The 23,387-nt window shown below is 53.6% G+C and carries 19 protein-coding genes; 9 read left to right on the top strand and 10 right to left on the bottom strand.

Translation table 11 applies throughout. The features are described from left to right. Window positions 1-53: 53 nt before the first annotated feature. From TURPA_RS05895 to TURPA_RS05870, 6 genes are all read left to right on the top strand, one after another. Complete coding sequence (locus tag TURPA_RS05895) at window positions 54-3,440, top strand: NHL repeat-containing protein (protein WP_014802377.1); 3,387 nt, start codon at window positions 54-56, stop codon at window positions 3,438-3,440. A 156-nt stretch (window positions 3,441-3,596) separates the two neighbouring features. After that, window positions 3,597-5,147 carry a hypothetical protein gene (locus tag TURPA_RS21525; RefSeq protein WP_014802376.1) on the top strand — a complete coding sequence of 517 codons (1,551 nt, stop codon included), beginning with the start codon at window positions 3,597-3,599 and terminating at the stop codon, window positions 5,145-5,147. Continuing rightward, window positions 5,144-5,539, top strand: a complete 396-nt coding sequence (locus tag TURPA_RS05885) for a hypothetical protein (RefSeq protein ID WP_014802375.1) — start codon at window positions 5,144-5,146, stop codon at window positions 5,537-5,539. The genes TURPA_RS21525 and TURPA_RS05885 overlap by 4 nt, the downstream gene beginning before the upstream one ends. A 54-nt stretch (window positions 5,540-5,593) precedes the next feature. Continuing rightward, complete coding sequence (locus TURPA_RS05880; protein WP_014802374.1) at window positions 5,594-6,448, top strand: alpha/beta hydrolase; 855 nt, start codon at window positions 5,594-5,596, stop codon at window positions 6,446-6,448. A gap of 61 nt (window positions 6,449-6,509) precedes the next feature. After that, entirely contained in the window at window positions 6,510-6,842 is a 333-nt protein-coding gene (locus tag TURPA_RS05875) for a thiol-disulfide oxidoreductase DCC family protein (RefSeq protein WP_342612519.1), read from the top strand. Window positions 6,843-6,871: 29 nt separating this feature from the next. Beyond that, complete coding sequence (locus TURPA_RS05870) at window positions 6,872-7,528, top strand: NAD-dependent epimerase/dehydratase family protein (protein WP_014802372.1); 657 nt, start codon at window positions 6,872-6,874, stop codon at window positions 7,526-7,528. A 9-nt stretch (window positions 7,529-7,537) separates the two neighbouring features. Here the strand turns inward: TURPA_RS05870 and TURPA_RS05865 are convergent, their stop codons facing one another. Genes TURPA_RS05865 through TURPA_RS05840 form a run of 6 tightly spaced genes read right to left on the bottom strand, consistent with a single transcriptional unit; the run spans window position 7,538 to window position 14,588 of the window. Beyond that, window positions 7,538-9,613, bottom strand: a complete 2,076-nt coding sequence (locus TURPA_RS05865; protein WP_014802371.1) for a sodium/proton-translocating pyrophosphatase — start codon at window positions 9,611-9,613, stop codon at window positions 7,538-7,540. 13 nt (window positions 9,614-9,626) lie between these two features. Beyond that, the gene (locus TURPA_RS05860) at window positions 9,627-10,397 is read right to left on the bottom strand and encodes a hypothetical protein (RefSeq protein ID WP_014802370.1); all 771 of its coding nucleotides are present in this window, start codon (window positions 10,395-10,397) and stop codon (window positions 9,627-9,629) included. Next, window positions 10,385-11,020, bottom strand: coding sequence for a UbiX family flavin prenyltransferase (locus TURPA_RS05855; protein ID WP_014802369.1), 636 nt, complete (start codon window positions 11,018-11,020; stop codon window positions 10,385-10,387). Before TURPA_RS05855 ends, TURPA_RS05860 begins: the two co-directional genes overlap by 13 nt. Further along, window positions 11,017-12,039, bottom strand: a complete 1,023-nt coding sequence (locus tag TURPA_RS05850; protein WP_169314404.1) for an SPL family radical SAM protein — start codon at window positions 12,037-12,039, stop codon at window positions 11,017-11,019. Before TURPA_RS05850 ends, TURPA_RS05855 begins: the two co-directional genes overlap by 4 nt. Continuing rightward, window positions 12,011-12,442 carry a hypothetical protein gene (locus TURPA_RS05845; protein WP_014802367.1) on the bottom strand — a complete coding sequence of 144 codons (432 nt, stop codon included), beginning with the start codon at window positions 12,440-12,442 and terminating at the stop codon, window positions 12,011-12,013. The genes TURPA_RS05850 and TURPA_RS05845 overlap by 29 nt, the downstream gene beginning before the upstream one ends. A gap of 1 nt (window position 12,443) precedes the next feature. Next, entirely contained in the window at window positions 12,444-14,588 is a 2,145-nt protein-coding gene (locus TURPA_RS05840) for a cAMP/cGMP-dependent 3',5'-cyclic-AMP/GMP phosphodiesterase (RefSeq protein WP_014802366.1), read from the bottom strand. A gap of 147 nt (window positions 14,589-14,735) precedes the next feature. Between TURPA_RS05840 and TURPA_RS05835 the strand changes: the two genes are divergently transcribed. Both TURPA_RS05835 and TURPA_RS05830 read left to right on the top strand, forming a co-directional pair. Then, entirely contained in the window at window positions 14,736-15,359 is a 624-nt protein-coding gene (locus tag TURPA_RS05835) for a PilZ domain-containing protein (protein ID WP_014802365.1), read from the top strand. Window positions 15,360-15,401: 42 nt separating this feature from the next. Beyond that, the gene (locus TURPA_RS05830) at window positions 15,402-17,222 is read left to right on the top strand and encodes an ABC transporter ATP-binding protein (RefSeq protein ID WP_014802364.1); all 1,821 of its coding nucleotides are present in this window, start codon (window positions 15,402-15,404) and stop codon (window positions 17,220-17,222) included. 69 nt (window positions 17,223-17,291) lie between these two features. Here the strand turns inward: TURPA_RS05830 and TURPA_RS05825 are convergent, their stop codons facing one another. Then, window positions 17,292-18,845, bottom strand: coding sequence for a tetratricopeptide repeat protein (locus TURPA_RS05825; RefSeq protein WP_014802363.1), 1,554 nt, complete (start codon window positions 18,843-18,845; stop codon window positions 17,292-17,294). 112 nt (window positions 18,846-18,957) lie between these two features. On the opposite strand from TURPA_RS05825, the gene TURPA_RS05820 reads away from it, so the two are divergent. Next, the gene (locus TURPA_RS05820; RefSeq protein ID WP_169314403.1) at window positions 18,958-20,991 is read left to right on the top strand and encodes a RelA/SpoT family protein; all 2,034 of its coding nucleotides are present in this window, start codon (window positions 18,958-18,960) and stop codon (window positions 20,989-20,991) included. A 4-nt stretch (window positions 20,992-20,995) separates the two neighbouring features. Here the strand turns inward: TURPA_RS05820 and TURPA_RS05815 are convergent, their stop codons facing one another. From TURPA_RS05815 to TURPA_RS05805, 3 genes are read right to left on the bottom strand one after another with little or no spacing between them, the layout of a single operon-like run. Continuing rightward, the gene (locus TURPA_RS05815) at window positions 20,996-21,955 is read right to left on the bottom strand and encodes a tRNA dihydrouridine synthase (RefSeq protein ID WP_014802361.1); all 960 of its coding nucleotides are present in this window, start codon (window positions 21,953-21,955) and stop codon (window positions 20,996-20,998) included. A gap of 6 nt (window positions 21,956-21,961) precedes the next feature. Then, window positions 21,962-22,669, bottom strand: a complete 708-nt coding sequence (gene pyrF / locus TURPA_RS05810) for an orotidine-5'-phosphate decarboxylase (protein WP_014802360.1) — start codon at window positions 22,667-22,669, stop codon at window positions 21,962-21,964. Further along, window positions 22,669-23,385 carry a hypothetical protein gene (locus TURPA_RS05805; protein ID WP_014802359.1) on the bottom strand — a complete coding sequence of 239 codons (717 nt, stop codon included), beginning with the start codon at window positions 23,383-23,385 and terminating at the stop codon, window positions 22,669-22,671. The genes pyrF and TURPA_RS05805 overlap by 1 nt, the downstream gene beginning before the upstream one ends. Window positions 23,386-23,387: the final 2 nt, after the last annotated feature.

Here is a 23,387-nt window from a genome sequence, read left to right as displayed (position 1 = left end):
ACAACTGTCTGCCGCTTTGCGTATGTGAGCGCGCTGACCGTTGATTGCAGATTATGTCACATAACCGACGCTATATCCTCACTTTGCCTCTGATCATCACGGCGCTCATGGCTGTGGTGAATTGCGCGCGCCTCGGCGAAGCGCCGGTCACGTTCACCGAGATGAATATTCTGCCGGCGCAACCGATTGAACCGAGTTCGGTCGTGAAACCGGGAATGGGTGCGAGCGGTGGGCCGATTACGTGGTCGTTCTGGGTGAAGACGCGCACCGCGGCGGCAGATGCGATGCTCGGCAGTTTTAATCCGTTTTATAAGTTGGATGCTCGCAGGATTTCAGTTTCAGAGAATTTTGCATTATACCTTGAACAGTCGAGCAATGCTCTCATTCCCGCATCCTCGGTCAAAGTCGGCAGTATCACGGCCGCAAGCATTACCATTTCGGGATTGCCCTCAACGTCTGATCTTGCTCAGGGCATGAGAGTCACCGGCTCTGGTATCCCGGCAGATACAGCAGTTGCCACGATTACTGACGCATCAACTGTAACTCTGACGAAACCGGCCACAGTCACGGATGGGTTTGCTGTATTGACATTTTCGGCGATAAGAGTCCGAGACGGTAATTTGACGGTCTCAAGCGCTGTTATAAATGGGTTATCCTCAACAGCCGATCTCGCAGTTGACATGAAAGTCACCGGAGCAGGTATTCCCGATGGCGCATGCATCCTGACCATTACTAACGGAAGTACTATTGTGCTCAACAAAGGTGCAACAAATTTAGGCGCGAGTACTTTGTCATTCCATCCCGGTGGGGATGCGGTATTGTGCGCCATGGAGCGAGCATACGCAAACTTGAAAAGCATATATGGCAGCGGCGAGCACCCCTATGCCAACAACAATGCCCGCATCGTGATTCTTGCATACAATATTCAAGACGACTATGCCACGACCGGCAATTATGTTGGCGGCTATTTTTCACCGCGTGATCTCTATTCGAATAATTTTACCAAAGCCCTCTTTACTGACCCGGTCGCGCTACAGCAATATTCGGGGCAGATAGGTGCCTTAGGCGGATATAGCAATGAAATGAGCATCGTGCACTACGACCTTAACCCCGGCTATTCGACCAACGCGGCGCAGGTGAACGATATCGTTATACACGAACTCTCACACCTTTTCACTTACAGCAGGCGCGTCATCACGCATCGCCTCTTGAATCACGACCTGTGGATTGCCGAAGGCATCGCTGAGAATGCCCCGCATGTCACGATTGCGACGGCAAACGTGCAGCAGTTGCGGCTGACGCAGCTGGCATCGCCGTCGGTGATCGACTATTATCAAGATGCCCCGCAGCTGACAGACTTCTTGGGGTGGGCGTCAAAGGTGATCGCTTACCTGCAAAGTAATCTGTTCTTTAACTATCTTCGGCACAGGGCAGAGATGGTGAGCGGCGGCAATGCGACGACGTTCATGACGCAGCTCATGACGCAGACCGACCAAACGATCAATGGGCTTGATACACTGTTGCAGACGCGAATACCCGGCGAGACGTTTTCATCTCTTTATGGCGACTTTGTCATCACCCACTACCTGAGTCTGTTGGGTATACCCATTGACCCGACAACGGGTCTGAACAATGGCGCAGCCTCACAGACCCGTTTCAGTTTTTCTAACGTGCAGATCGGCAATTCAGCGGCGACTGTTAACGGCACGACGATTAAATCAAAATACTCAAATAACATACCGTTTAACTTTGAAGGTCCTAAGTGCGCCGACGGCTCGGTGGGTTTGAAACCGAATTCATATGTTTATTTCAGGCACCGATTCGATGGTGGCGACAAGACAACGACGAATGCTGCCGGTGCCACGGGCGTGGTAGCGGGCGAGCTGCCGCTGAAATACGTTATCAACACCCGTTCAGAAAACAGCATGATCTCGGCGACCCCGCCGACAACGATTACGCTGCGCACGTACGATGCAGGCCAGACTCTGCCGTTCGGTAGTGGTGGTTTTGGTCTCGCATTGTGGGATAACGTGCACGTGCTCGTTTACAATCCCAACAAGACGGGTAGTTGCAGGCCGTTTGACGAAACGCTGATTTCTAAACGCAACCACACAAAATGGATTGGTTCGAGCTCGTATGGCACGCAGCCTTCACCCGATTTCGAATGGCAGAGCGATACAGGTGCGGTCTGGCGTAATAATCAAGATGGCGCCTATTATCGCCCGGGTGGCATTGCAGCGTTTGCTGGCGGCGGGTACCCGAACAACTATCTTTATATTACCGACTACAACAACATGAGTGTGCAGCGGGTGAACCTCGATAACGGCAACCCGTTGGGCCGCCTCGGCAGCACCTCGACCAGCTGCCCGACGACAGGCACGCCCTGGAGCACGAACTCAGATCGCTACGTGAACAACCACTGCGCGCACACGTTTGATTCGCCGCAGGGCGTGCATGCTGACAGCGCGCACAATGTCTATGTGGCTGACTCGGGTAATCGCCGCATCGTCAAATATGACAGCGCAGGCAACTTTGTCGCCTGGATAGGGTATGGCCAGAACCCCTGGGTGGCCGGCGATGATCTTTGGCAGAATGCAACCACGGTGCAGACGCCGCTCACGCTCTACAACGCCGGGGCAACCGACAACCCGCGCATGATGCTGTTACCCTGGAGTCTCACCTCTGATGCGACGTATCTTTACATTGTGGATTACGGAGCGAACCGAATTCTGCGCCGCGACCGCACAACCGGCGCCTTTCACTCCTACATTGGCAACGGCAATGACGGCTGGATAACCAGTACAACCCCACAGCCAGGTAATGCCGGCAGCGCAGCAGGCTTTTTTCGTGACCCACGTGGCATTGTGCTGGCGGGCGGGTTTCTTTACATTGCCGACGAAGGCAATCACCGTATTGTGCGCGTCAATGTAACGACTGGCGCGTCAACCGGCTGGCTGGGTGATGGTGCTGCTACCTGGAACTCGATGGCGACTGTGCCAACTGGCATTGGGCAGAGCGCGAACAAGTATTTTAGAAACCCTTCGGCTGTCGCGAGCGATGGCACTTATCTTTACGTGGCTGACCGCCTCAATAACCGAATTGTCAAATGGCGTATCGATGGGTCGAACTGCGCAGCGCCCGCGCGCAGCGAATCTTATTGTGGATGGCTCGGTCACGGTAAAGTGTCATGGGAAAACCAGCAATCCGCCCCGGGGTCAGACCCCTATGCGGGTGTCAGCTATTATCCCCCCGACTATTATGCTCAACCACACGGACTTGCACTTGTGACTTCGGCGGCGAAGAACACAAAAAGGACGTACTTGTACCTAACCTCAGTATTTAATGGTAGAGTGGGCCGTATCAACCTCGATTGTGTGGACACCCCCTCTGCGGGTTCTGGTGGGGTGTGTGATCCACTATTTGACCCGTACACGCCGTGAAAACCGGCGCTCACGCATTCGGCATAATTTCTGAGCGTGCTTTGCGCTTGCGGCAGCAGGCGCTGCATTCAATCTCGTTGACACAGCGCGCCGGGTTCAAACCAAAGCGATATCGGTGCACGTGCGAGTGAAGACTGCCTTGGCCGAAAAGTCGCAATGACGAACGAAATCCTCATCAGCTTTTGGGCATTCGTACAGCGACAGCGCTGGGCCCTTTTTCTTTATCTCTCGGCGCTGATGCACCTTTCGCTGTTCACGCATCTTGCGATCAAGGGCACGCCCGTGAATGAGCTCGCGATCTGCAACCAGCCGCTGATGCAACTGAGCGTGCAAATGATGCCGCAGCCCCCGTCGCAGGGGCAGCAAGAGCAGAAAGACGACGGTGGTGGATTTCAAAATGGCCCGATGGCTGACTCTGGCAAAAATGGTCAGGGCGACTTCGCCCAAGAGTTTGGCATACCCGGCGGTAAATGGAAAGAGCAGCTCGATCGCACCGAAGAAGGCGAAGAGCTGAACGACAGCTATGGCAGCAAAGACGATTCTGGTTCGGCGGTTAACCCGAATGTTCCCGAAGAGTACCGTAAGCGCAAACGCGACTACCGCAATATCATTGCGAAAGATATTTTTCCGACATTGAAGACTATCGACAAACCGTTTCGCGAAGAGATCAAAGAAGCTCCGCAAGAGCTCGAAAAGATGCTCGATCGCAATGAGGTAATCGAAAACTACCGGCTGTGGCGCGAAGGCAAGTCGATACCTGACAAGAAGCGCACGAAGGTCGCGCTCAACACCCCCCGGCCAGGCACTGCAGGTGCATTGGCGTTCGACGAGAGCGCACGGCGCAAATACTTCGACGAAACGTTGTCTGACCCCAAAGAGCAGCAGCTCGAGAGGTTTCTGAAAGATTATGGCAATTTCGACCCGAACGAGGGTGATTTGCCGCGAGCGATTCGCGACCTCTACTATGAGAATTTGCAGCGCGTCGCGTCGTCGTTTCACCCCGACATGACTTATCTGGCGATTGACTACTTTCATGAGGCATTGAACAAAGAAGAATTCTTGCGCAGGGCTCTTGACGTGGTGTCGAAGAAGAAAGGCACGAAATACGCGACGGAAATTCTTTTTGCTGTTGAGAATATTTATGAGATTCAGGGTCGGGCATTGAAGCTGCTCTACGAAGTGAAGCGCCACATTGCTGCCCTGCCGGCGAAAGAAAAAGATAACATTCGCGTGAAGACCCTGGAGAAGGTCGTGGAGCGTTATATTCCCCTTGCCGAAAAGAAAGGCATTCGAAACGAGCGCGATGCACTGCAGCACTACTATCTCAAACGCACCGAGGTGCTCGATTACCTGCTCGAAAATACGCCGGGTGGCTACCGCACAAAAGATGCGACGTTTGCAAAGGCTAAGGTTTTTTGGGAAAGCTCTGACCCAATGAACCCCGCATCGTGGCCGAACGCCAAGCGTGCCGTTGACCTGTGGCGAAGTATCGACCAGCTCAGCGATAACGGCGATTTTGTCTCATCTGAGGCTCACGCAGCGATGCGCGATGCCCTGCAGAAATTCAAGGTTTTTGCATCGCCCGAAGCGACGCAGATTCGTATCGCACTTGATAAAGAGACCTTCAAAATTATGCAGAAAAAGACCGAAAGGGAAAATCGTATTCTCTGGTCGTCGAAAAAGACAACAACGGCAGGCAAACAATGAGCAACGGACATCAATCGTGGCAGGTTCGCGTGATACGCGTGTCGTTTCGGGTGCTCGCGCTTTTGGTGATCGACATTGTGGTGCAGATCGTCAACATACAGATCATGGGCCTCGACAAATACCTGGCGCCGGCTATCGTGACGCTGCTCGGCATGCTCTTGGTAGTCGCGCTCTTTTATTTTCTGATCTCATATATCGAAGAAGCAACCAATGCGGTGCTCAAGTATGTAGTCGAACTGGGAAAGACCTTCAAATACCGCAAGACGGCCGTCATGGCCATCATCATTACTCTCTATTTTCTCTCGTTTTTCGTCTATTACCGTCTCTGGTTTAACAAGTGGATTGGATTTACCGATTTACCGACGGTATTTTCAGGTAAGTTGATTAAATAGGCACCGGGGCCGAAATCAAGTTTACCCTCTGTTCAGGGGTTGGGCCCTAACCCTATGCAGCAGACGGCTTCGACTCTTAAAAATCCTCAAGACGGTTTCGAACTCTACACACAGACCTGGAAACCGGGCAAAAGCAAGCCAAAATTCGTCGTGGTGATACAGCACGGTTTCGGCGAACACTCGGGTCGTTATAACAATATTTTGGCTGAGCTTGAAAAAGAAAAAGCCGTGGTCTATGCACTCGATGCACGTGGGCACGGAAAGACGCCGGGCAAACGCGGGCATATCGACGACTTTAATGTCTATGCCGATGATCTCGCGTTACTGATTCAAAAGGCGCGAAAAGAGAACGGAAAGTTGCCGATGATTTTGCTGGGCCATTCAATGGGTGGCCTTATTGCGGTGCTTGCGGCTCTCAGGGGTGATGTTGCAAAAGAACTGAACGGCCTGGCAGTTTCGAGCGGGGCCTTTAAGCCTGCACTCGATGCGGTTCAGGCAATCAAAAAGGCTGTGGGTACGGTGCTCGCGCGCCTAGCGCCGGCGATGACGGTGCCTGCGGGGCTAGACGTAAAACTGATTTCACGCGACGATAACGTCGTGCAGGCCTATGTGAACGACCCGCTCGTGCACGGCAAAATATCTATGAAGATGGGTGTCGATCTCTTCGCGACCGGTACGCAACTCTTGCACGAGGCGAGCCGCATCACGATGCCTGTGCTGGTTTTCCATGGCGATGCCGACGGTATTGCGCTCGCTGAAGGTAGTCGTGAATTCTTTCAGGGCCTCAGCTCGAAAGACAAAACGCTGAAGATTTACCCGGGGTTCTACCACGAGACAATGAACGAGCCTCTCGGTGACCGCAAGCAGGTGATTTCTGACATCATCAAGTGGATTAAAAAACACGTCTGACGAGACGCCCATAATATTCTTCGACGGCGTCTGCAATCTCTGCAACGGCGCTGTTCAGTTTATCATTCGGCATGAACGAAACCACGTGGTAAAATTCGCGCCTCTGCAGGGTGAAACCTTCAAAAAAAAACATTCTGCTCATACCTTGGCTCTGCCCGATAGCATCGTGTTTTCTGTGCAGGGGCGCCTCTGCCTCGAAGCCGAAGCTGTTATCGCCATCAGCGAATACCTGAAACAACCGTGGCGATTTTTCGGCAGCCTGGGGCGACTGGTGCCCGCATTCATGGCGAATGCTCTCTATCGCTTCGTTGCGCGCAATCGCTATCGATGGTTCGGTAAACGCGAAGCCTGCTATCTGCCGACACCCGAATTGCGGGCGCGCTTTCTCGATTGAACATTGGCAAAAATCACCAGGGGACAGACATGCAAACAGATTACATCATCGCGGGCGCCACAGGCCTCGTCGGTACAGAAGTGGTGAAGCAGCTGATCGCGCAGGGTGGGGCTGAGATCTGGTGCCTCGGCCGCAGTGCCCCTGGGCCAGAATCAGCGAACCTGCATTTCGTGCCGCATAGCTTTACGACGTCTGTCGTATGGCCTGGAAAGAAACCAACAGCTCCCATTGCAATTTGTACACTGGGTACGACCATCAAGAAGGCCGGCAGTCAGGCAGCATTTCGTCAGGTGGATTACGATTTTGTTGTAAACTTCGCGGCAGAGGCGCTCGCGCTGGGCGCTCGCTCGCTGCACGTCGTCACCGCGCATGGTGCTTCACCCAAATCTGGCATTTTCTATAATCGGGTCAAGGGCGAGGTCGAACAAAAGCTGATGGCCTTGAACCTGCCTGCGCTGCATCTCTACAGACCCTCGCTGCTCATCGGTGACCGCAAAGAACACCGCACAGGCGAAAAATTGGCGAGTGTTGTCACCGGCGTGCTTTCTCCGCTTTTCAAATTACCGGGACTCAGCAGCGTGCAGCCCACGCCCGCAGAGGCGCTGGCAGCCTACATAATAAAAACCAGCCGCTCTGCGCTGGCGGGCAGCCATATACACAGCAATCTGCAGATTATGCAGGGTTAGCAGGGCGCTTCAGAAAAAAGTTTTGACGAATTCGCGCAGTTGCGTGTGCAGCTCGAGAGTCGCGGGTGTAAATATGAGCGATGCGATTATCGTCACATGCACTGCCGCCGCCAGCGTCGGGGCTGCCGCCTCGTGCATTGAGTCGCCGACAATATCGGCCTGCGTCAACGCCTCGAGCTGGGCAGTGTGCCTTGATACCTGAGCATCGGCCTCGGCCGCGTGGCGCGCGCTCGACCAGGCTGCACCGGTGGTGAGCCAGCTGTTGGCGCTGAGAAATGTAAAGAAACCAAAGCCAATCAGGTAGCCTGTTAATCCATATATGCCACCCATTAGACAGGCAGCTGCAGGCAAAAACATAGCGAGCAAGAATAGCGGCATAATTTTGCGCGTCAGATACTGGCGCGAAATTGTGAGCAGTTGCCCCGTGTCGGGTGGTACTTCGCCAGCCATGAGCCCGGGCATTTCCCGAAACTGCCTGCTGGTTTCACGCACCATCAAGGGCCCGAGATTCAGCACCAATTCATTGACGCGCGCTGAAAGATAATAGGTTGTAATGCCGCCCAGCAGAAGCGTAGCTGTTTCCGTCAGGTGCTTAAACAGAGTGGCGGCGCCTGCTTCGCTCAAAAGCTGTGTGTACACGAGAAAAATCAGCATCGCGAGCGCCGAGAGCATGATCTTACCGTGCAGCACGTATGAGGGCAAAGAGATACTGCGCAAGATTCTGAATTTTTCAAGCGCCGAGTGCATTTCTCCCTTGCGGTAATTGAGCTTCGCCTCGGCGATAAAATGCGAAGCGATTGAAGTTATGACAGCAGTCGCCTGCGCAACAGTGAAGAGCGATACCATCGACGTGAGCGCCAAAGCAAGGGCAAACAGGCCGTACACAAAGCGGTCTTCGCCTTTCTCGTCGACAACACCCATCAGGTAGACAAGACCCATCATGAAGGCGACAATCAGCGCCGGCACCGCTGCGCCCCGCATGCCGGCTGCTATACCACGGTGAACCACTGTCGAAACGGAGCTGGCGGCTGCGGCAATGAGACCCCGTGCTGTCTTGTGATTTTCTGCGACGAAGGCGGCAGAATAGACATTCAGCAGCAGGGCAGTCAGTGAACCGATGAATGTAATCCAGAAGAATTTAATGTGCAACTGTGCGAATACAACGAGCACGACATACGTAATGACTGCCTGTACGCCCAGAGACGCAACATAGCCGATGCGGATATTCCACAGAAACGTCTCGGGTGATGTTTTTTCTCTGACCCGCATTATAAAGAGCGCAGGTATTGTCGCAATAACGCCGATCGCAAACACTGTCAACGAGACCGTCGCACCCAGATTAGAAGGCAGTTTCGTCTGCGCTTCGATCTGGTGTGAGACCGTGAGCACGACGACTGCGAGCACCAGGTATTCGAGGTGCGAGAAAAGAAAGCGGTTAATGGCGGCAAAAGACTGCCTCAGCCGCCATAGCGGATTCGACGCGCCCGCCAGCGGAAGTAATGCTTCTTGGCGGGCCATGAGTTCAAACGCGTAATCGGCCGAGCGGGCAGTCAGCGCGACATGAAACCGCTGGTAGAACATCAGCAGCGCGCCCGCATAGGCCGGTATCAGATAGAGCTGCGTCATCTGGTTTTTCTGGCTCTGCGCCAGCCATGCATAAACGATCGCCATCAGAACTGCGCCGAGCCCCATGAGTGCGCCAGCGTAAAGCACTTGTCTGAAGATACGGCTAATGGTTTCTTTCTGCAGCTGCACTACGCGCCGCTTCATGTACCGGAGTAATGACTCGCTGGCGATTGCCGCCACCAGAAAAAGCAGAAATCCGCCTGAGGTGAGCAAAAGTATTTTCCAGTCTGAAATTTTGTTTCGCGCAAAATCGAAGTAATAGCCTGCAGCAAGCATGAGTGAAAATACCGCTGCCGCGGCGGCAACTGCACGATAAAGAGGCCGGCGATAAACGAGCATGCCAGAATCGGCGGTGGGCATTGCCACGCCGTTTTCAGGCACGCGTATCAGCTGCGCGATGCAGAGCAGAAGAATGGCCGAAGCCGAGGCGATAGCGAGTAGAACGATGAAGCCGAACATTCAGGGAGTACGCTTATTTCGTTTGGCCTTTGCGTAAAGTTTTATTGCCATTCGCCGCCGCGGCGCCCGCGATGCTCTCGGCCAGCGGCGCAATGTTGCCCTCTGTCAGGCTTTCGAGCAATTCGAGACCCGTGTCATCTGCTGCCGCCGCTTCAAGTAGCCTTTCAACAAAGGGTTCGAGCAGCTGACGATCGGCGAGGTGAATCGCGAGCAGTCTTAAAGTGGCCCGCTCGCTTCGCCCCGGCCAGTGGTTTGAATATAAAACTGGCAACAGGGCTGCAGGCTTGTCTTTACCCACGTCGTCGAATGCACTCTGCAGGTTGCGCCCGGCCAAAACAGGAATAACCTCAGCAAGAAAAACCCGCTGCCATTTGCGCAGCGGCTTATCGGCGAGTGCGTACAAGGTCATTTGCTCTGCCAGGCGGTGCGCCGGTACATCGCAGTAGCTGACTATGATGCCCAGGCGGCGGTTATAGTGGCCGTCACGGTATTTTGAGAATTTCAGGTTCTTGCGATAGTCGGCTGCAGAGGCATATAGTCGCACCTGCAGCACCGGGCCCAATTCTGCCGCGCGCTGCCTTTCTGGTGCCTCGAGAAATCTCTGAATGCGCCGGCCAATTGCCTGTAGCTGCGATTCACCGCACCGGTGTTGCGCATAGAAATGTGAACTTTGGTGATAGCGCCAGGTGCCAGGTGACTCAAGCGGCCGATCGAGGTCGTATTCGACGGCAATCGGGTGCAACGCCGGCACAAATGCCAATAGACAAACGATCAACCTTGCCATGGTTCGATCGCCCGTTCGCTCAGCCCGAGGTGTTGCATGATACGGTCGACCATAAAATCATAGAGGTCGGTAATGTTTTGAGGTTTATGGTAATATCCAGGCATGAGCGGCATTACAATTGCACCCGCCTCGCTGAGCGCGAGCATGTTGCGCAGATGAATTGTACTCAACGGCGATTCGCGCGGGCAAACAATAAGCGTTCGCCGTTCTTTCAGCGATACATCTGCCGCGCGTTCGATAAGATTCTGGCTTAGGCCATGCGTGACAGCTGCGAGCGTTTTCATGCTGCACGGCACGATCACCATCGCGCGGTATTTTTGCGAACCGCTGGCAGCGCGTGCACCAATATCCGTATACGCCAGATTCGAGAATTCGTGCAGGTCGCTCGTCTTGCCGTAGCGGGCCATGGCAATCTCGAGAAGATTTTGACCGCTGGCGCCGTCAATGCCGCCTTCACTGGCGAGCACTTTATAGAAATTCGGCGAGATAATCACATCGCTTTCGCCTTTGATCGCACTGAGCCGCCAGATGAGTCGCAGTGCGTAATCAGCGCCTGACGCACCGGTGATGCCGATGATAAAACGATTCTGCGTGTCTGACTGGGTAATTTGTCGGGCGCTCATTCCATGCAAAAGTAAATCTTATCTTCAGGGCAACCATGCTTTTTCAGAATCTCGCGGCCCAGTTCGAGCATTTGCAGGCGCAGCGGGCGTACGTAGCGCATTTTGTGGTCGGTGCCCTGAATAAAATTTCGCGCGAAAATGTCTGAAGCCGGGTAATTTTCCTTTGCTTCACGGTAGACATCTTTAGCGAAACGCACGACACCGAGCGAGATGTAATCGATACCTGCAAAGCCCACTCTTTCAGAGAGGTCACACACGATTGCCTCGAAATTAGACCCAAAATCGGGTGCGTAGATCAGGGGGTCAAAATGCACGCCGAGCCGAAACCCGAGTTCTTTCAGGCGCTGCATCGCGGCAAGGCGTTGAGAGGCGGTAGGTGCATCACGGTCGTGGCGGGCGGCCTGCGTGTGCGTCGAGAGAGAGAAGCTGACCACCGCGTTATTGATCGGTTTTAACTGGCGCATCGCCGTCAGATTGATCGATTTGGTGCGAAGCTCCAGATAGGCGTTGGGGGTTTCTGAAAAGAACTGCCAGTAGTCGGCGAGCTCTGCGGTGATGTGCGAAAGCGCGAGCGAATCGCTGAACTCGCCGGCATGAAACCAGACCCGTTGAGCGGCGCTTGCGGCGGCGATCGCCCGCATATCTCTGATGATCTCATCATGGTTCACGAACAGCACGAGGTCGGGCGAGCTGAAGTAACCCTGCAGGTAACAGTACTCACATTCATAGACACAATTGTATGCATGAATATAATAGTAGTGCAAGTCATCGCTGCCGTAACCGTAGGCTGCGGGCGCTTCTTTCACAAGTGCGCCGCGTTTGACCGCGACAAAGACGTTACGGGTGTCGCGCTTCGACAGGTAGGGTGTCCTGCGTTTCGAGAAAATCGTCTGGTAGTCTTCGATCTCTTCGATTTTTTGAGGATTCAGTTTTTCAACGATTCGGGCTGCCGCGGCGTAGTCCCGCGCACCTTTCTCAAGGTATAGGGTGTCAATCTGCATCGATGCGCTCGTCGTCACAAAGGTTCTGCCACTCATCAAAGTTGAAGGCCTGAAGACGCTTCAAAAGATTCTCATATTCGACCTTGTTCTGTACCTGCGCGTGCAAAGTAATCACCGCTGTCTCGAGTGACTGGTCAAAGTGCGCCCGCAGCGGTGACCCATTGAGTGGCCTAAGAAATTCAGCGCGCTTCTTGCGCAGTTTTGTTTCTTCAGGGAAAAGTGTCTCTCTGAGAGCTTCGATGCAGATGGCCGCAGTCGTGATGTTGCGTGAGGTTAAGAAATCCTCATTTTGCCATTCAGCGGCGTTATTGCCTCTCAGAGCGACGATGGCCAGAAGCTCACCGAGAATACGCAACTCTGATTGCGTCGTGTGAAACGGAAACTTCGGGGTCGATATGCCGCGTGGCGGCTGTGCGGCCATGCTAGAACTCGTACTGCAGTTTCATTTTTACGCCGGGGTTGCGGTCGAAAAACTTGAGCGCATCTTCGCGTGAAACGGCATAGAGCGAAGCTTCACTCTTGTTGATGAAACCGTATTGAAAATTCTCGCGACCGGTTTTGAGAAGTTCACTATGCACAATAACATCGCCCCGCGTCAGCAGCCCTTCTTCTACGCCGTTGTTGGTGAGCGTCACCTCACCGGAGCGTATGATGTAGAAGTATTGTGGCGGCACACCTTCGGGGTAAATCGGGCCCTTTTCGGTAAACTCGACGGGAATCAGCATCGACTCGAGCCAGGTTTTCTGCGTCGAAGTGAGAAAATTCAGCTGCCGGCTCTGTGAGATGACGTTCCAGGTTTCGGCGTCACGCACCTTGGCGAGTTTGAGCAAAATCTTCTCAAACTCTGAACCTGAAATGAAATTCAAGAACTTGTCTTTTTCGACGGTGAAAAGTGTGACTTCGGTTTCAGCCACAACGTCAGCCGTGCGCAGCTGGTTGGTTACCAGCGCGACTTCACCGAAATAGTCATAAGCGCCATAGATCTTGCGCGATTGCAGGTCTTGAGTGCGTACCGAAACCGAACCGAAATAGATGATGTAGAAGCGGTCTCCGCTGGTGCCTTGTTGAATGATCAGATCACCCTTTTTGTACCGCTCTATCTGAACAATGTCAATGAATTCTTGTGCGCGCGAAATCGGCATGTCTTCAAAGAAGTCGAGTTGTTTCAGTGTGCCAAGAATCTGAGAAGCCTTCACATTCTCAGGTGCAGCCGCATTAAAGTAGAGAGTATTCTCAATACCGAATTTTGCGAGTGTCAGATGCGTCTGTTTCGGAAAATCTTTCTCGCTAATATGGTAGACGACAATGCGCTTCTTCACATCGTCGGGCAAAGAATCAAGGTGAGCGATGGGCGTGTGCAGGGGAGCAATGCCCGATTCATGGTAAATGACGTTGCTGTGCCACGGAAAGTTTCTAAGGGCATTATAGCGCGATTCGCTGATTATCTGCTTTTCGCGAAGCTGCTCGTGAATCACCGGATCATTATTGTGATCAGACGAATACACGAATGACTGGTCTTGAAACTTCAGAGTAAACCCAATCGCCGGTATCGAGTGCAACGTGTAAAAAATCTCGAAACGCCCACCGTGAATAAAAAATGGTTGGCCGACTTTTACCGGTTTAAAGTCAAACAAACGCCGCATATAACTTTCGTCGATATTCGCGAGAGCTGAGTATTTTTTGAGAAAGCTGCCCATGACCGTTTCGGTCGTGTAAATGGTAATCTTGCCTTCTTCGAGAATCTTTTGAAATGTACCCGCGTCGTGATCGGCATGGCAGTGCGTCAGAATAATACTGTCGATAAATTTCGGGTTCACGTTCGAATCTTCAAGCCACTCGGTCGTGTTGACCGGCGGGTCGATCATGATGCCGCTATGGTTCAGCCAAATTGTGAAACCCGAAGTGTTCTCGCTTGGGTCAAATCCATGGCTCGGGCCGAGGCAGGTGACCCCGAATAATGGGGGTACGAAAGGCTCATGCAGACGCTCGCCGATTCGGTAAATGGTTTTGAATTCAATCTTGCCGGGAATATCGGCGATGTGCTTGCTGCCGCTCGATACCTGAAAGTTATCATCAGCATCTTGGCTGACGGTAACGCCCTTATAAGTGAAGCGGCGTTTTTCGTTGAAAATGCCAAAGCCCACCATGTCGGCAAATTTGAAGGTGCTGCTGAAAAATTTCATCTCACGCTTGAGCGCCGGCACTTCAAGCCCTTCGACGTAGTCGCGAGAGACATCGAGATCTTTGGGCCCGAACACCGCTTCGTTAAAAACAGTCTTGAAGCGCAAGAACTGCTCTTCGTTACAGATGAGAATGGTTTTACGCTTCTTCAGAAAGAAATTGTAGTAGATCGGAAACTCGAGTTCGGCGACGCTTATGCCTTTGCGCCAGTTGAAAAAGTGCTTCGGCAGAACGAATACCGTCGGCACCCCTTCGGGTAAAAACATCGTATCTTTGATGGTTTCAGGCGGAGCGCCAAATTGAAAATAACCGCCCGGCGTTTGTACCAGGTAACCGCCACGCGGCAATTCTGTGACGACATGCGAAAGCTCTTTGAGAGGTTCCATAAAGTATCTTAATTTTTGTGGATTGCTTTAAGCAAGCACCAACTTTTCCCTGCCGCAAACATCGCTTTGAGTGCAGAGGGTCAAGTGCAAAATCCGGTTGACGGTGTCGCTCTTCAGGTTCACGGTAGCTGTTCCCCAAGGAGGATTATGTCTATACTGCGCCAGAGTCTTGCTTTGCAGATAATGCCCATCGACGATAATCCCGAGGGTAATCGCTATCAGGGAGTGCTCGAAAACCTCGGCGACACCCACCTGACGGTGCGCGTTGATGAAGACTTTCTGAATGCGCCCCTCTCCGAACCCGTCAGGGTCGACTTCACCATGTCAAACTTTCGCTTTCGTTTCGATTCGCAGGTCGAAGCTGCGCGGCAGGGCAACCTGATTCGCATCTTGAAGCCCACGAAGCTGTATAAGAGCGTCATTCGCAAGGGCCAGAGGCTCAAACTCGATGCAGTCATCGGCTACAACGTGTGGACAGAACCCGGCAGGTATGAAGCCGTGATAACAGACCTAAGTCCTATTGGTCTGCGCATGATAACTGACAGGCAACTGCCGAAGAACACACTCATCAGCGTAAACGTTTACCTGCCGGGAAAATCTCTGCGCTTCATTTGCCAGGGGCTGGTGCGCTGGTGCACGCGCGAAACAACCGAAGAACGGCGCTACACCTGCGGAGTCTTGTTCACGACACTTTCGAATGAATCGACAAAGCGCGTTGAGAAGTTCGTCGCCGAAGAGCTGCAGAAAAACCCGGGCCTCGAGCCGCTGTAGATTATTTGTCGTATGTCCATCGGCGGAGTATTTTCTCTGCACATGGCCCTCGTTTCTTCTCGCTGGCTCTTTCGCCAGTTTCTCGATGACACCCACAAGCAGACCACTGCCAAGAAGCTCGAAAACAAGCAGGCGTCGCGAGCCAATCTGCGCGCTTACCTCGATCTCATGGCAGATTACAGGCGCCCGTTCGCGATAATTTTCGCCGCAGCCTGCGCGACCGAACTGCTGTACCTTGCGGTGCCAGTGACGACCCGGCATATTCTCGATGGGGTGCTGATGAATGCGCAGCTCAGCGCTGGTGAAAAGAAAACTCTGTTGCTGACGATTGGCGCTGCTTTGCTTTTCATGCTCGTTTCGGCGCAGGCAATCGACTTTTGGCGGCGCTTCTATACTGTTCTGGTGAACGGCAGGTTTGTGCGCCGGCTGCGTCTGCGCCTCTTCAGGCACTTAATGCACTTACCGCTGGGCCAGATTCATGAGCTCAAGACCGGTGGTATTGTTTCGCGGCTCACGAGCGACGCAGAAAACCTGACGGGTATTCTGCAGATGGCGGTAATTTCGCCGGGCGTGGCGTTTCTGCGCATCGTCATTACTTTTGCGATTCTCGTTTATTGGCATTTGCCTCTGGCGCTCGTGGCTTCGGGTTTTATACCGCCGCTGATCTATATTAGCCTCATCTACATTCTGAAAGTTCGCCCTGTCTACCGCTCAGTCAGTAACGACCGTTCGGCGCAAGACGCACGCACGAGCGAAGTTTTCGCCGGCATTCGCGCCGTGAAAGCCTTCGAAATGCAGGCCGCCGAGCAGCGGCGCTATAACCTCACGCAAGACCTCATGTTTCGCAAAAACATCTTTGCGGCCATACGCGAATCGGCGGTCGACGGAATCTGGAACTTCTTGATACCGATTACCTCGCTGCTGATTATGGTATTTGGCGGCATTTATTTTTTACGCGGCGAAACGAGCGTGGGTGACCTCGTAGCATTTCAGATGTACAGCGGTATGCTGCTGTACCCGGTTTGGCGCATGGTCTTTTCGCTGAGCCAGATTCAGAAGTCGATGGCATCTCTCGACAGGGTGCTAGACATGTTGAAACTCGATAAAGAATCCGATACGGGGCATCGCACAGTACCGAACTCAATCCGCAAGGTGGATTTCGAAAATATCACGTTCTCTTACCGTGAGGGAAATCCCGTTCTGAAAAACGTCACGCTTTCATTACAGCCGTCGCGAATTTATGCGATCGTGGGCGAGAGCGGCATTGGCAAAACAACTTTGATCGACCTGCTTTGCCGTTTCTATTCGCCGCAACAGGGTGAAATTCTGTTGAATGGTGTGAATGTGACCGAGTTCGAGCTCGCTGACTACCGGCGGCTCATCGCCATCGTCACACAAGATGCGATACTTTTCGACGGCACTGTGCGCGATAACCTGTTCGGGCGTGACGAATTTTTCTCCCAGGCAGACCTTCGTCTGGCGCTCAAGGCGGCAGACGCCGATGGCTTCGTGCAAGAATTACCCCAGGGGCTCGATACGCTGATCGGCGAACGAGGGTTCAAACTTTCGGGTGGGCAGCGCCACCGGTTGACGCTCGCGCGGGCTCTCGCGCGCAAGGCCCCGATTCTGGTGCTCGACGAGGCGACGGCGCACCTTGATACCATCAGTGAGCAGCGCATTCGTTCTCATCTGCGCGCGCTCAGCCGTAAGCGCATCGTCTTGCTGATCACGCACCGCCTGAGCACCGTCGCGCATGCCGATTCGATCATCGTGCTGGGTAACGGCGGCATCGAGGCGATGGGTAGCCACCGTACGCTGCTCAAGAATTCTAAAACCTACCGGGCCCTGTGGCGCGCACAATAAAGCGGCTTTGCTGCATTTCACTTTTTCGGTTGCGGTCGATTGCTCAAGGGTTCTTGAAACAGTAACCCGTTAGTGCCGGCGCGTCGATTTGAAATAGTCGTGCAGCCATTCGGCGAGATGCTCGGCATCGAATTGCTTTAGTGACGATTCTTTCAAGATCAGAGCAGCGGCGCCTTCTGTGAGCTGCGCGCTCGATATAATATAGGTTTTGTCTGCCTTAAGCGACTGCATTTTATTCTGAAGATTGCGCAATGAAATGTCGCTGATGTGCGAGCCCGTTCTGAGCCGGTAGAACGCAAACAGCGCCCGAATCGATTTGCTCTTTGACGAGATCGCCGAATACAAGACAAGATCTTTTTCACCCGAAGATTCTTTAACGGGTTCATTGTATTCGAGATTTGTGATGATGTACAAAACAAACTTTTGAAACTCTTCAGGCATCATCTGCATGAAAAGATCTGCGCTCTTCTCGGCGGTCATAACATCGTATTCGATGCGTAGCTGAGGCCGATCGCCACTCAGGTCAAAGAACTTCGTGATCGCCAGGCCGCGATTCTTGCGAAAGCCTGAAATCGCATAAGTCAGATCGGGCATCAGCAGCGGCTCAAAGTTGTCTTTGAGTATTTGCTTGAACGGCTTCAAATTCTCGGCATGGGGATTCAGATCGATCTGGTCGATGAACACCCTGAGGTGTTTAAGGTCGCGGTACTCATCGTCGATTTCAGCGAGGTCGCGGTAAAGGCGCGAAGCTTCGAGAAACATCTCTTCGTTTAGGTACAGAATTAACAGCAGGTACTGATACTCCCGGCGACGGTCTGCGGGCAAACTGTTCGACTCGTTTTGCCGCTTCAAAAAGTCGAGCGCTTCACGCAGAGCTTTGCCCTGATAGCACTGGTAGAGGTAAATATTGTAGAGCAGTTCTTTAACACTGTCATCTTGCGTATCGGCAATCAGCTTCAGGGCCGTCTGCCGCCCGCGCGCCAGGTGCACACCGAATGTCGCCATGGTCACGTACATGAGGCGGTAGATGTGCTCTTCTCCGGCGTCGGCTAAAAGTTTTTCGACGTGCGCAACGGCTTCGTCGCATTCTCCCATTTGCCAGAGCGTGACGGCATAGGCGAGCACAAGCTGCGGGTCGTCGCTGTGTGCCATTGCGGCCTTGAGGTAGATTTCGGCCACGCTATAATGACCGTCGCCCAGCGCGATCATGCCGACCTCTTGGTTGGCGAGCTCGTCACCCGGGTTCAGGCGCAATATTTCCAGACAAACCTCAAAAAAACCTTCGGTGTCGTTTTCAGAACGGTAAATTTCACCAATCTTTTTGTAGATCTCGATTTCGCGGTCTTTGTCGTCGAATGCCCCGGCGTCGATTGCCTTTTTGTAGCAGGTACGGGCCAGGTCGCGCGCCCCAAGCTGCTCATGGCATTCTGCCAGGTAGATATAACTGCGGGGGGCCAGGTCGATATCTTCAGACATCGCAGTGAGCTTTAGCACCGCTTCGTCGTACTGGCCTTCTTCCATCAGTTTTTGCACGATATGAAACGGATTGCTTTTGCGCAGGGTCAAGAGCCACGCCAGAAGCGCGAGCAGCATAAGAATTCCCAATACGGCAAAGTAAAGCATGACCAGACGCCCACCCGGGGCGCTATCACCAGTATCGGTCTAAATCCTTATGGGTAAACGCGATTTTTGTTGCAGCCGCCACCTTGAAACACGTATAATCTAACCAATGGCAATGCCTTCTTTATTACGCAGCCAGCCCGCGCAAGAAGGGCAGACCCTGAATACGCTGCTCGCGCATATGCCTTCGTATGTCACGCGCGCCCAGAAAGCGCTCATCAAGAAGGCATACCTGCTCGCCGAAGACGCGCACAAATTTCAAAAGCGGCTGTCGGGCGAACCGTACATAATTCACCCGTTGGCGGTCGCGCATACCCTGGCCGATTTAGGCCTCGACCATGAGGTCGTCTGTGCGGGCCTCTTGCACGACGTTCTTGAAGATACCTTCATCAAGCCCGAATATATGCGGCAAGAGTTCGGCGAGACTATCACCTATCTTGTCGAATCGGTCACCAAAATATCGGTTCTGAAGACCCAGACTGCCGAGAACAAGCAGGCGATCAATATCCGCAAGATGATCATGGCGACGATACGCGACAGCCGCGTCATCTTGATCAAGCTCGCCGACAAGCTGCACAACATGCGCACGCTCGGCTTTCACTCAACGAACAAGGGTATGCAGATTGCACGCGAGGTACTCGAGATCTATGCGCCTCTCGCGGGCCGTCTGGGTATTTACAAGATAAAGTCAGAGCTCGAAGACCTGGCGCTCTATCACCTCGATCGCACTACCTACGCGCTCATTAAAGACAAGATCGCCGAGAAAAAAGGGCAGCGCGACGGGCGGGTGGCAATGGTCATGTCGCTTCTCACCCAGCACCTGAAAGAGTCAAAAATCAAGGCCACCGTCGAAGGGCGGTCGAAGCACTTCTATTCGATCTACAACAAAATGATCGAACAGAAAAAATTTTTCGAAGACATCTATGACCTCACCGGCGTACGCGTGCTCGTCAACGAGGTGCCCGACTGCTATACGGTGCTCGGCCTCGTGCACACGCTGTGGACACCGTTTCCCGGCAGATTCAAAGACTATATCTCTGTGCCAAAATCGAACGGTTACCAGAGCCTCCACACCACTGTCATCGGACCCGGCGGCCAACCCGTCGAAGTGCAGATACGCACCTGGAAAATGCACCGGGTGTCTGAGTTTGGTATCGCATCGCACTGGGCGTACAAAGAAAAGCCGGGCGACCAGAAAACCTTTGAAACGCAATTTCTCGATCTGCAGAACATGGCCATCTCAGACGATGAGGCCGACTCGGGTGATTTTTATCAAGAACTCGTATCTAACCTCAGCCAGGCGAATGAGGTTTATGTTATTTCACCCAAGGGCAAAATCTTCACGATGCCCGAGAACTCGACTGTGCTCGATTTTGCCTTTCGTATTCATACCGACATCGGTCTCAGGTGCGCAGGCGCGAAAATCGGCGACCGTCTCGTGAGCATTCGCACTCCGCTCAAGAACGGCGACCAGATAGAAATCATCACCAATAGCAGCGTGAAGCCATCGCTCAACTGGCTCAACTACCTCAAGACCCCGAACGCGCGGGCAAAACTGAAAGCCTTCTTTCGCAAGACCGATACGAGCGTTGCCGAAAAATTGGTCGAGAACGAGAAAAAGGCGCAGCCAGAACCGAAGGGCCCGCGCCCGGCACGCAGCGAAAAACTCGGCGCGACGGTTATCGCGCAGCCGAACCTGAAAAAGATAGACTGGCAGGGCGAAACGCAGCTCGAAGTGAAATACGCGCAGTGCTGCAATCCGTCGCCGCCCGACAACATCGCCGGCTTTATTTCGCGCCTCGGTGTTATCTCAGTGCACAAGAAAGGATGTCCCTCTCTCACGCACCTGAGCGAGAACCCCGAACAGGCAGAGCGGCTGATACCGCTCAAATGGGTCGGCCATTCGACAGGGCGGCAGGCTTCGATTGAAATCAGGGGCCTTGACCGGGCGCAAATATTTCTCGATATCGTGAAGCAGCTGGCGCAGAGCGGCGCCAACATCATCGAAGCGAACGCAACGACCTCTCAGGTGGGGCACATTAATGACCGTTTTGTGATCGAAGTCGATTCAGACGAGCATCTGATGAATATTCTGAAAGAGATGAAAACAGTTGAAGGCGTTGAAGATGCAGTCGAAGTCAGCGCGTAATCTTCTACGCCACCAGCTCAGCGCGCTCGCTCATACGCAGCAGCGTTGATCTGAGCGCCGCTGCCGATTTGCCGCTGAACATTTCGGCTTTGATCTCTACCCACAGCGGCAAATCTTTCAGATACTGGTGCAGTTGTTTGCGCATCAACACTGCGGCGAGGCCGTCGCCGTAGAAATCGCCCATGTAATCCATATGCTGCAAAATCACGGGCAACCGCTCGTGGTAGGTGAGTTGGCTACGGTCACGCCCTGAAAACAGCCAGGGATTGCCAAAAGAACCGCGGCCAATGTAAACGCCGGCGACACCATACTTCTCGACCTTAGCCATCGCATCGGCGTAGCTGGTGACATCGCCGTTGCCAAAGATCGGTATTTTGCGTGCGCTGGCAATTTCGCCGATGCGGTCCCATTCGGCTTTGCCGGTGTATGCCATCTGCCGCGTTCTGCCATGCACGGCAATCGCCCACACGCCTTCACTTTCGAGCATTGCGGTCGTTTCCATATAGTTAAGCGAGTCGTGGTTCCACCCGAGGCGAATTTTCGCCGAGATGGGCAGGCCAGTCTCGGCCACGAGCCGGCGAATGATCTCGCGCGATTTATCGAGGCACTTCAAGAGCCCTGCGCCCGAGCCGCTGTTCGAGACGTTGCGCACCGAACAGCCCATGTTCAAATCAATGCCGTCGGGGTTCAGATTCAGAACGCGCGAAACTCCCCGCACAATAATCTCGGGATTATTGCCGAAGATCTGAAAAACAATCGGGCGCTCAGATTCTTCATAGCGAAAAAGGCTGATGGCGCGTGGGTTAGAGCGAAACAAATGCTCGGTCGAAACAAACTCGGTGATACTGAATGCTGAGCCTTCGCTGCGGCAGAGCCGGCGGTAAGGCGAGTCAGAATAACCGACCATCGGCGACAAGACGACCTTTGACTTGCCAATACGGTCAATGAGGGTTTTAAACGCCATGCCCGTCTAACCTAATGCGCCTTCAATTTCAGCGAGAATTGCCTGCGCAACTGCGCGAGGGTTTTGCGCCTGCGTGATGGGGCGACCCACCACGATATTGGTCGCACCGCCGCGAATGGCGTCGCCCGGTGTCACAATGCGTACCTGATCGTCTTTGCGAGACCCAGACGCCACGCGCTCATTCGGCTCATTCGCTTTTTCAGCGAGCCTGATGCCGGGCGTCACCAGAATCGGCTCTTGCCCGTGGTTGCGGCGCAGCTCTGCAGCTTCAAGTCCCGAACAGATGAGGCCATGTGCGCCGGCGGCCAGCGAGAGACGGGCCCGCGCATCGACTTCGGCAAACGTGCTCGCCTGGCTGGTCAGCACGGTGACATTCAGTAATTTGAGATCAGAGCCACGAGCCTTCAAGATCGCAGCTGCGGCCTCAATTTGCGTCGCCTGCGTGAAGAGAGTCAGGTATCTGACGCCGAGGCTCACAAGCGAGTCAACAGCCTTGCCAACCGTTTCGGGAATATCGTTAATCTTTAAATCAAGAAAGATGAGCTTGTTTCGTTTTTGAAGTTCGGTAATGATGCTGTTACCTGCCGCAAAATAGAGCTGCATGCCTACTTTATAAAACACGACACTCTCGCCGAGTGCGTCGACAAGTTTCAGCGCCTCTGCGGCTGAGCTAAAATCCAGTGCGACAATGAGGGCTTCTGCGGGCTTTTTCATCAGTAGATAATCATGACTTTGAGCATCGGTGTCAGCTCGTGCTGCGCGTACGCACGCAGGTCGTGGTTGAATTTAATATAATCATAAAGCAGCGACGCAGAAAACATAAACGACTGCGGCTCGGGGTTGCGCACCCGCCCTTTAAAATCGAACAGCACGTTCAGTTCGCCATGCCACAGCCCAAACCTGTCGGTTGCCGACTGGTAGATCGCAATCGGGGCAGTGATGACGCCCTGCGTCGCGAGGTATTCTGTCCAAAAAATGAAGCCCTGCACGCGCAGCCTGCCGGTGAATACATGGGCTGTTTTTTCGGCACCCTCGATCACGAAACCCTGGTGCCCCAGCCCGCCGCCGAGTCCCACCGCCCAGATTCGTCCGTACCAGTTGAGGTAATCTACATCAAGCTGACCAAAGCTATAATGGTAGACGCCGCCCGGTTTGTTGCCAGAAAATCGCCCCTCGAAAAGTTCACCTGCGTGCAGCATATCACCCAGCAGCAATAAGCGTGTGGATATCTCACGTCTTGCAGACCCACCGGTGAAAAACAGCGGCGCGCGAAAGTATTCAGAATTGGGGTATGTGTTGTAGCCGATACCGCCTTCAAGCGCCAGGTACCCGTCTTCTTGCTGCTCTTCGGGCGCCGGGTCAAGAATTGCGGTCTGTGCATTGAGCGCGGTAACGGCAACAAGCAACAGGCAAAGTACAAGGCGCAGCAAAG

Source organism: Turneriella parva DSM 21527, from assembly GCF_000266885.1.
Taxonomy (GTDB): domain Bacteria; phylum Spirochaetota; class Leptospiria; order Turneriellales; family Turneriellaceae; genus Turneriella; species Turneriella parva.
This window is presented reverse-complemented; position numbering and strand designations above follow the sequence as displayed.

Excerpts from the sequence above, each read along its gene's own strand:
- TURPA_RS05870 (WP_014802372.1), top strand. The coding sequence starts at position 6,872 with ATGCAAACAGATTACATCATCGCGGGCGCCACAGGCCTCGTCGGTACA.
- TURPA_RS05820 (WP_169314403.1), top strand. The coding sequence starts at position 18,958 with ATGCCTTCTTTATTACGCAGCCAGCCCGCGCAAGAAGGGCAGACCCTG.
- TURPA_RS05860 (WP_014802370.1), bottom strand. The coding sequence starts at position 10,397 with ATGGCAAGGTTGATCGTTTGTCTATTGGCATTTGTGCCGGCGTTGCAC.
- TURPA_RS05825 (WP_014802363.1), bottom strand. The coding sequence starts at position 18,845 with ATGCTTTACTTTGCCGTATTGGGAATTCTTATGCTGCTCGCGCTTCTG.
- TURPA_RS05885 (WP_014802375.1), top strand. The coding sequence starts at position 5,144 with ATGAGCAACGGACATCAATCGTGGCAGGTTCGCGTGATACGCGTGTCG.
- TURPA_RS05815 (WP_014802361.1), bottom strand. The coding sequence starts at position 21,955 with ATGGCGTTTAAAACCCTCATTGACCGTATTGGCAAGTCAAAGGTCGTC.
- TURPA_RS05895 (WP_014802377.1), top strand. The coding sequence starts at position 54 with ATGTCACATAACCGACGCTATATCCTCACTTTGCCTCTGATCATCACG.
- TURPA_RS05880 (WP_014802374.1), top strand. The coding sequence starts at position 5,594 with ATGCAGCAGACGGCTTCGACTCTTAAAAATCCTCAAGACGGTTTCGAA.
- TURPA_RS05845 (WP_014802367.1), bottom strand. The coding sequence starts at position 12,442 with ATGGCCGCACAGCCGCCACGCGGCATATCGACCCCGAAGTTTCCGTTT.
- pyrF (WP_014802360.1), bottom strand. The coding sequence starts at position 22,669 with ATGAAAAAGCCCGCAGAAGCCCTCATTGTCGCACTGGATTTTAGCTCA.
- TURPA_RS05855 (WP_014802369.1), bottom strand. The coding sequence starts at position 11,020 with ATGAGCGCCCGACAAATTACCCAGTCAGACACGCAGAATCGTTTTATC.
- TURPA_RS05835 (WP_014802365.1), top strand. The coding sequence starts at position 14,736 with ATGTCTATACTGCGCCAGAGTCTTGCTTTGCAGATAATGCCCATCGAC.
- TURPA_RS05865 (WP_014802371.1), bottom strand. The coding sequence starts at position 9,613 with ATGTTCGGCTTCATCGTTCTACTCGCTATCGCCTCGGCTTCGGCCATT.
- TURPA_RS05840 (WP_014802366.1), bottom strand. The coding sequence starts at position 14,588 with ATGGAACCTCTCAAAGAGCTTTCGCATGTCGTCACAGAATTGCCGCGT.
- TURPA_RS21525 (WP_014802376.1), top strand. The coding sequence starts at position 3,597 with ATGACGAACGAAATCCTCATCAGCTTTTGGGCATTCGTACAGCGACAG.
- TURPA_RS05830 (WP_014802364.1), top strand. The coding sequence starts at position 15,402 with ATGGCCCTCGTTTCTTCTCGCTGGCTCTTTCGCCAGTTTCTCGATGAC.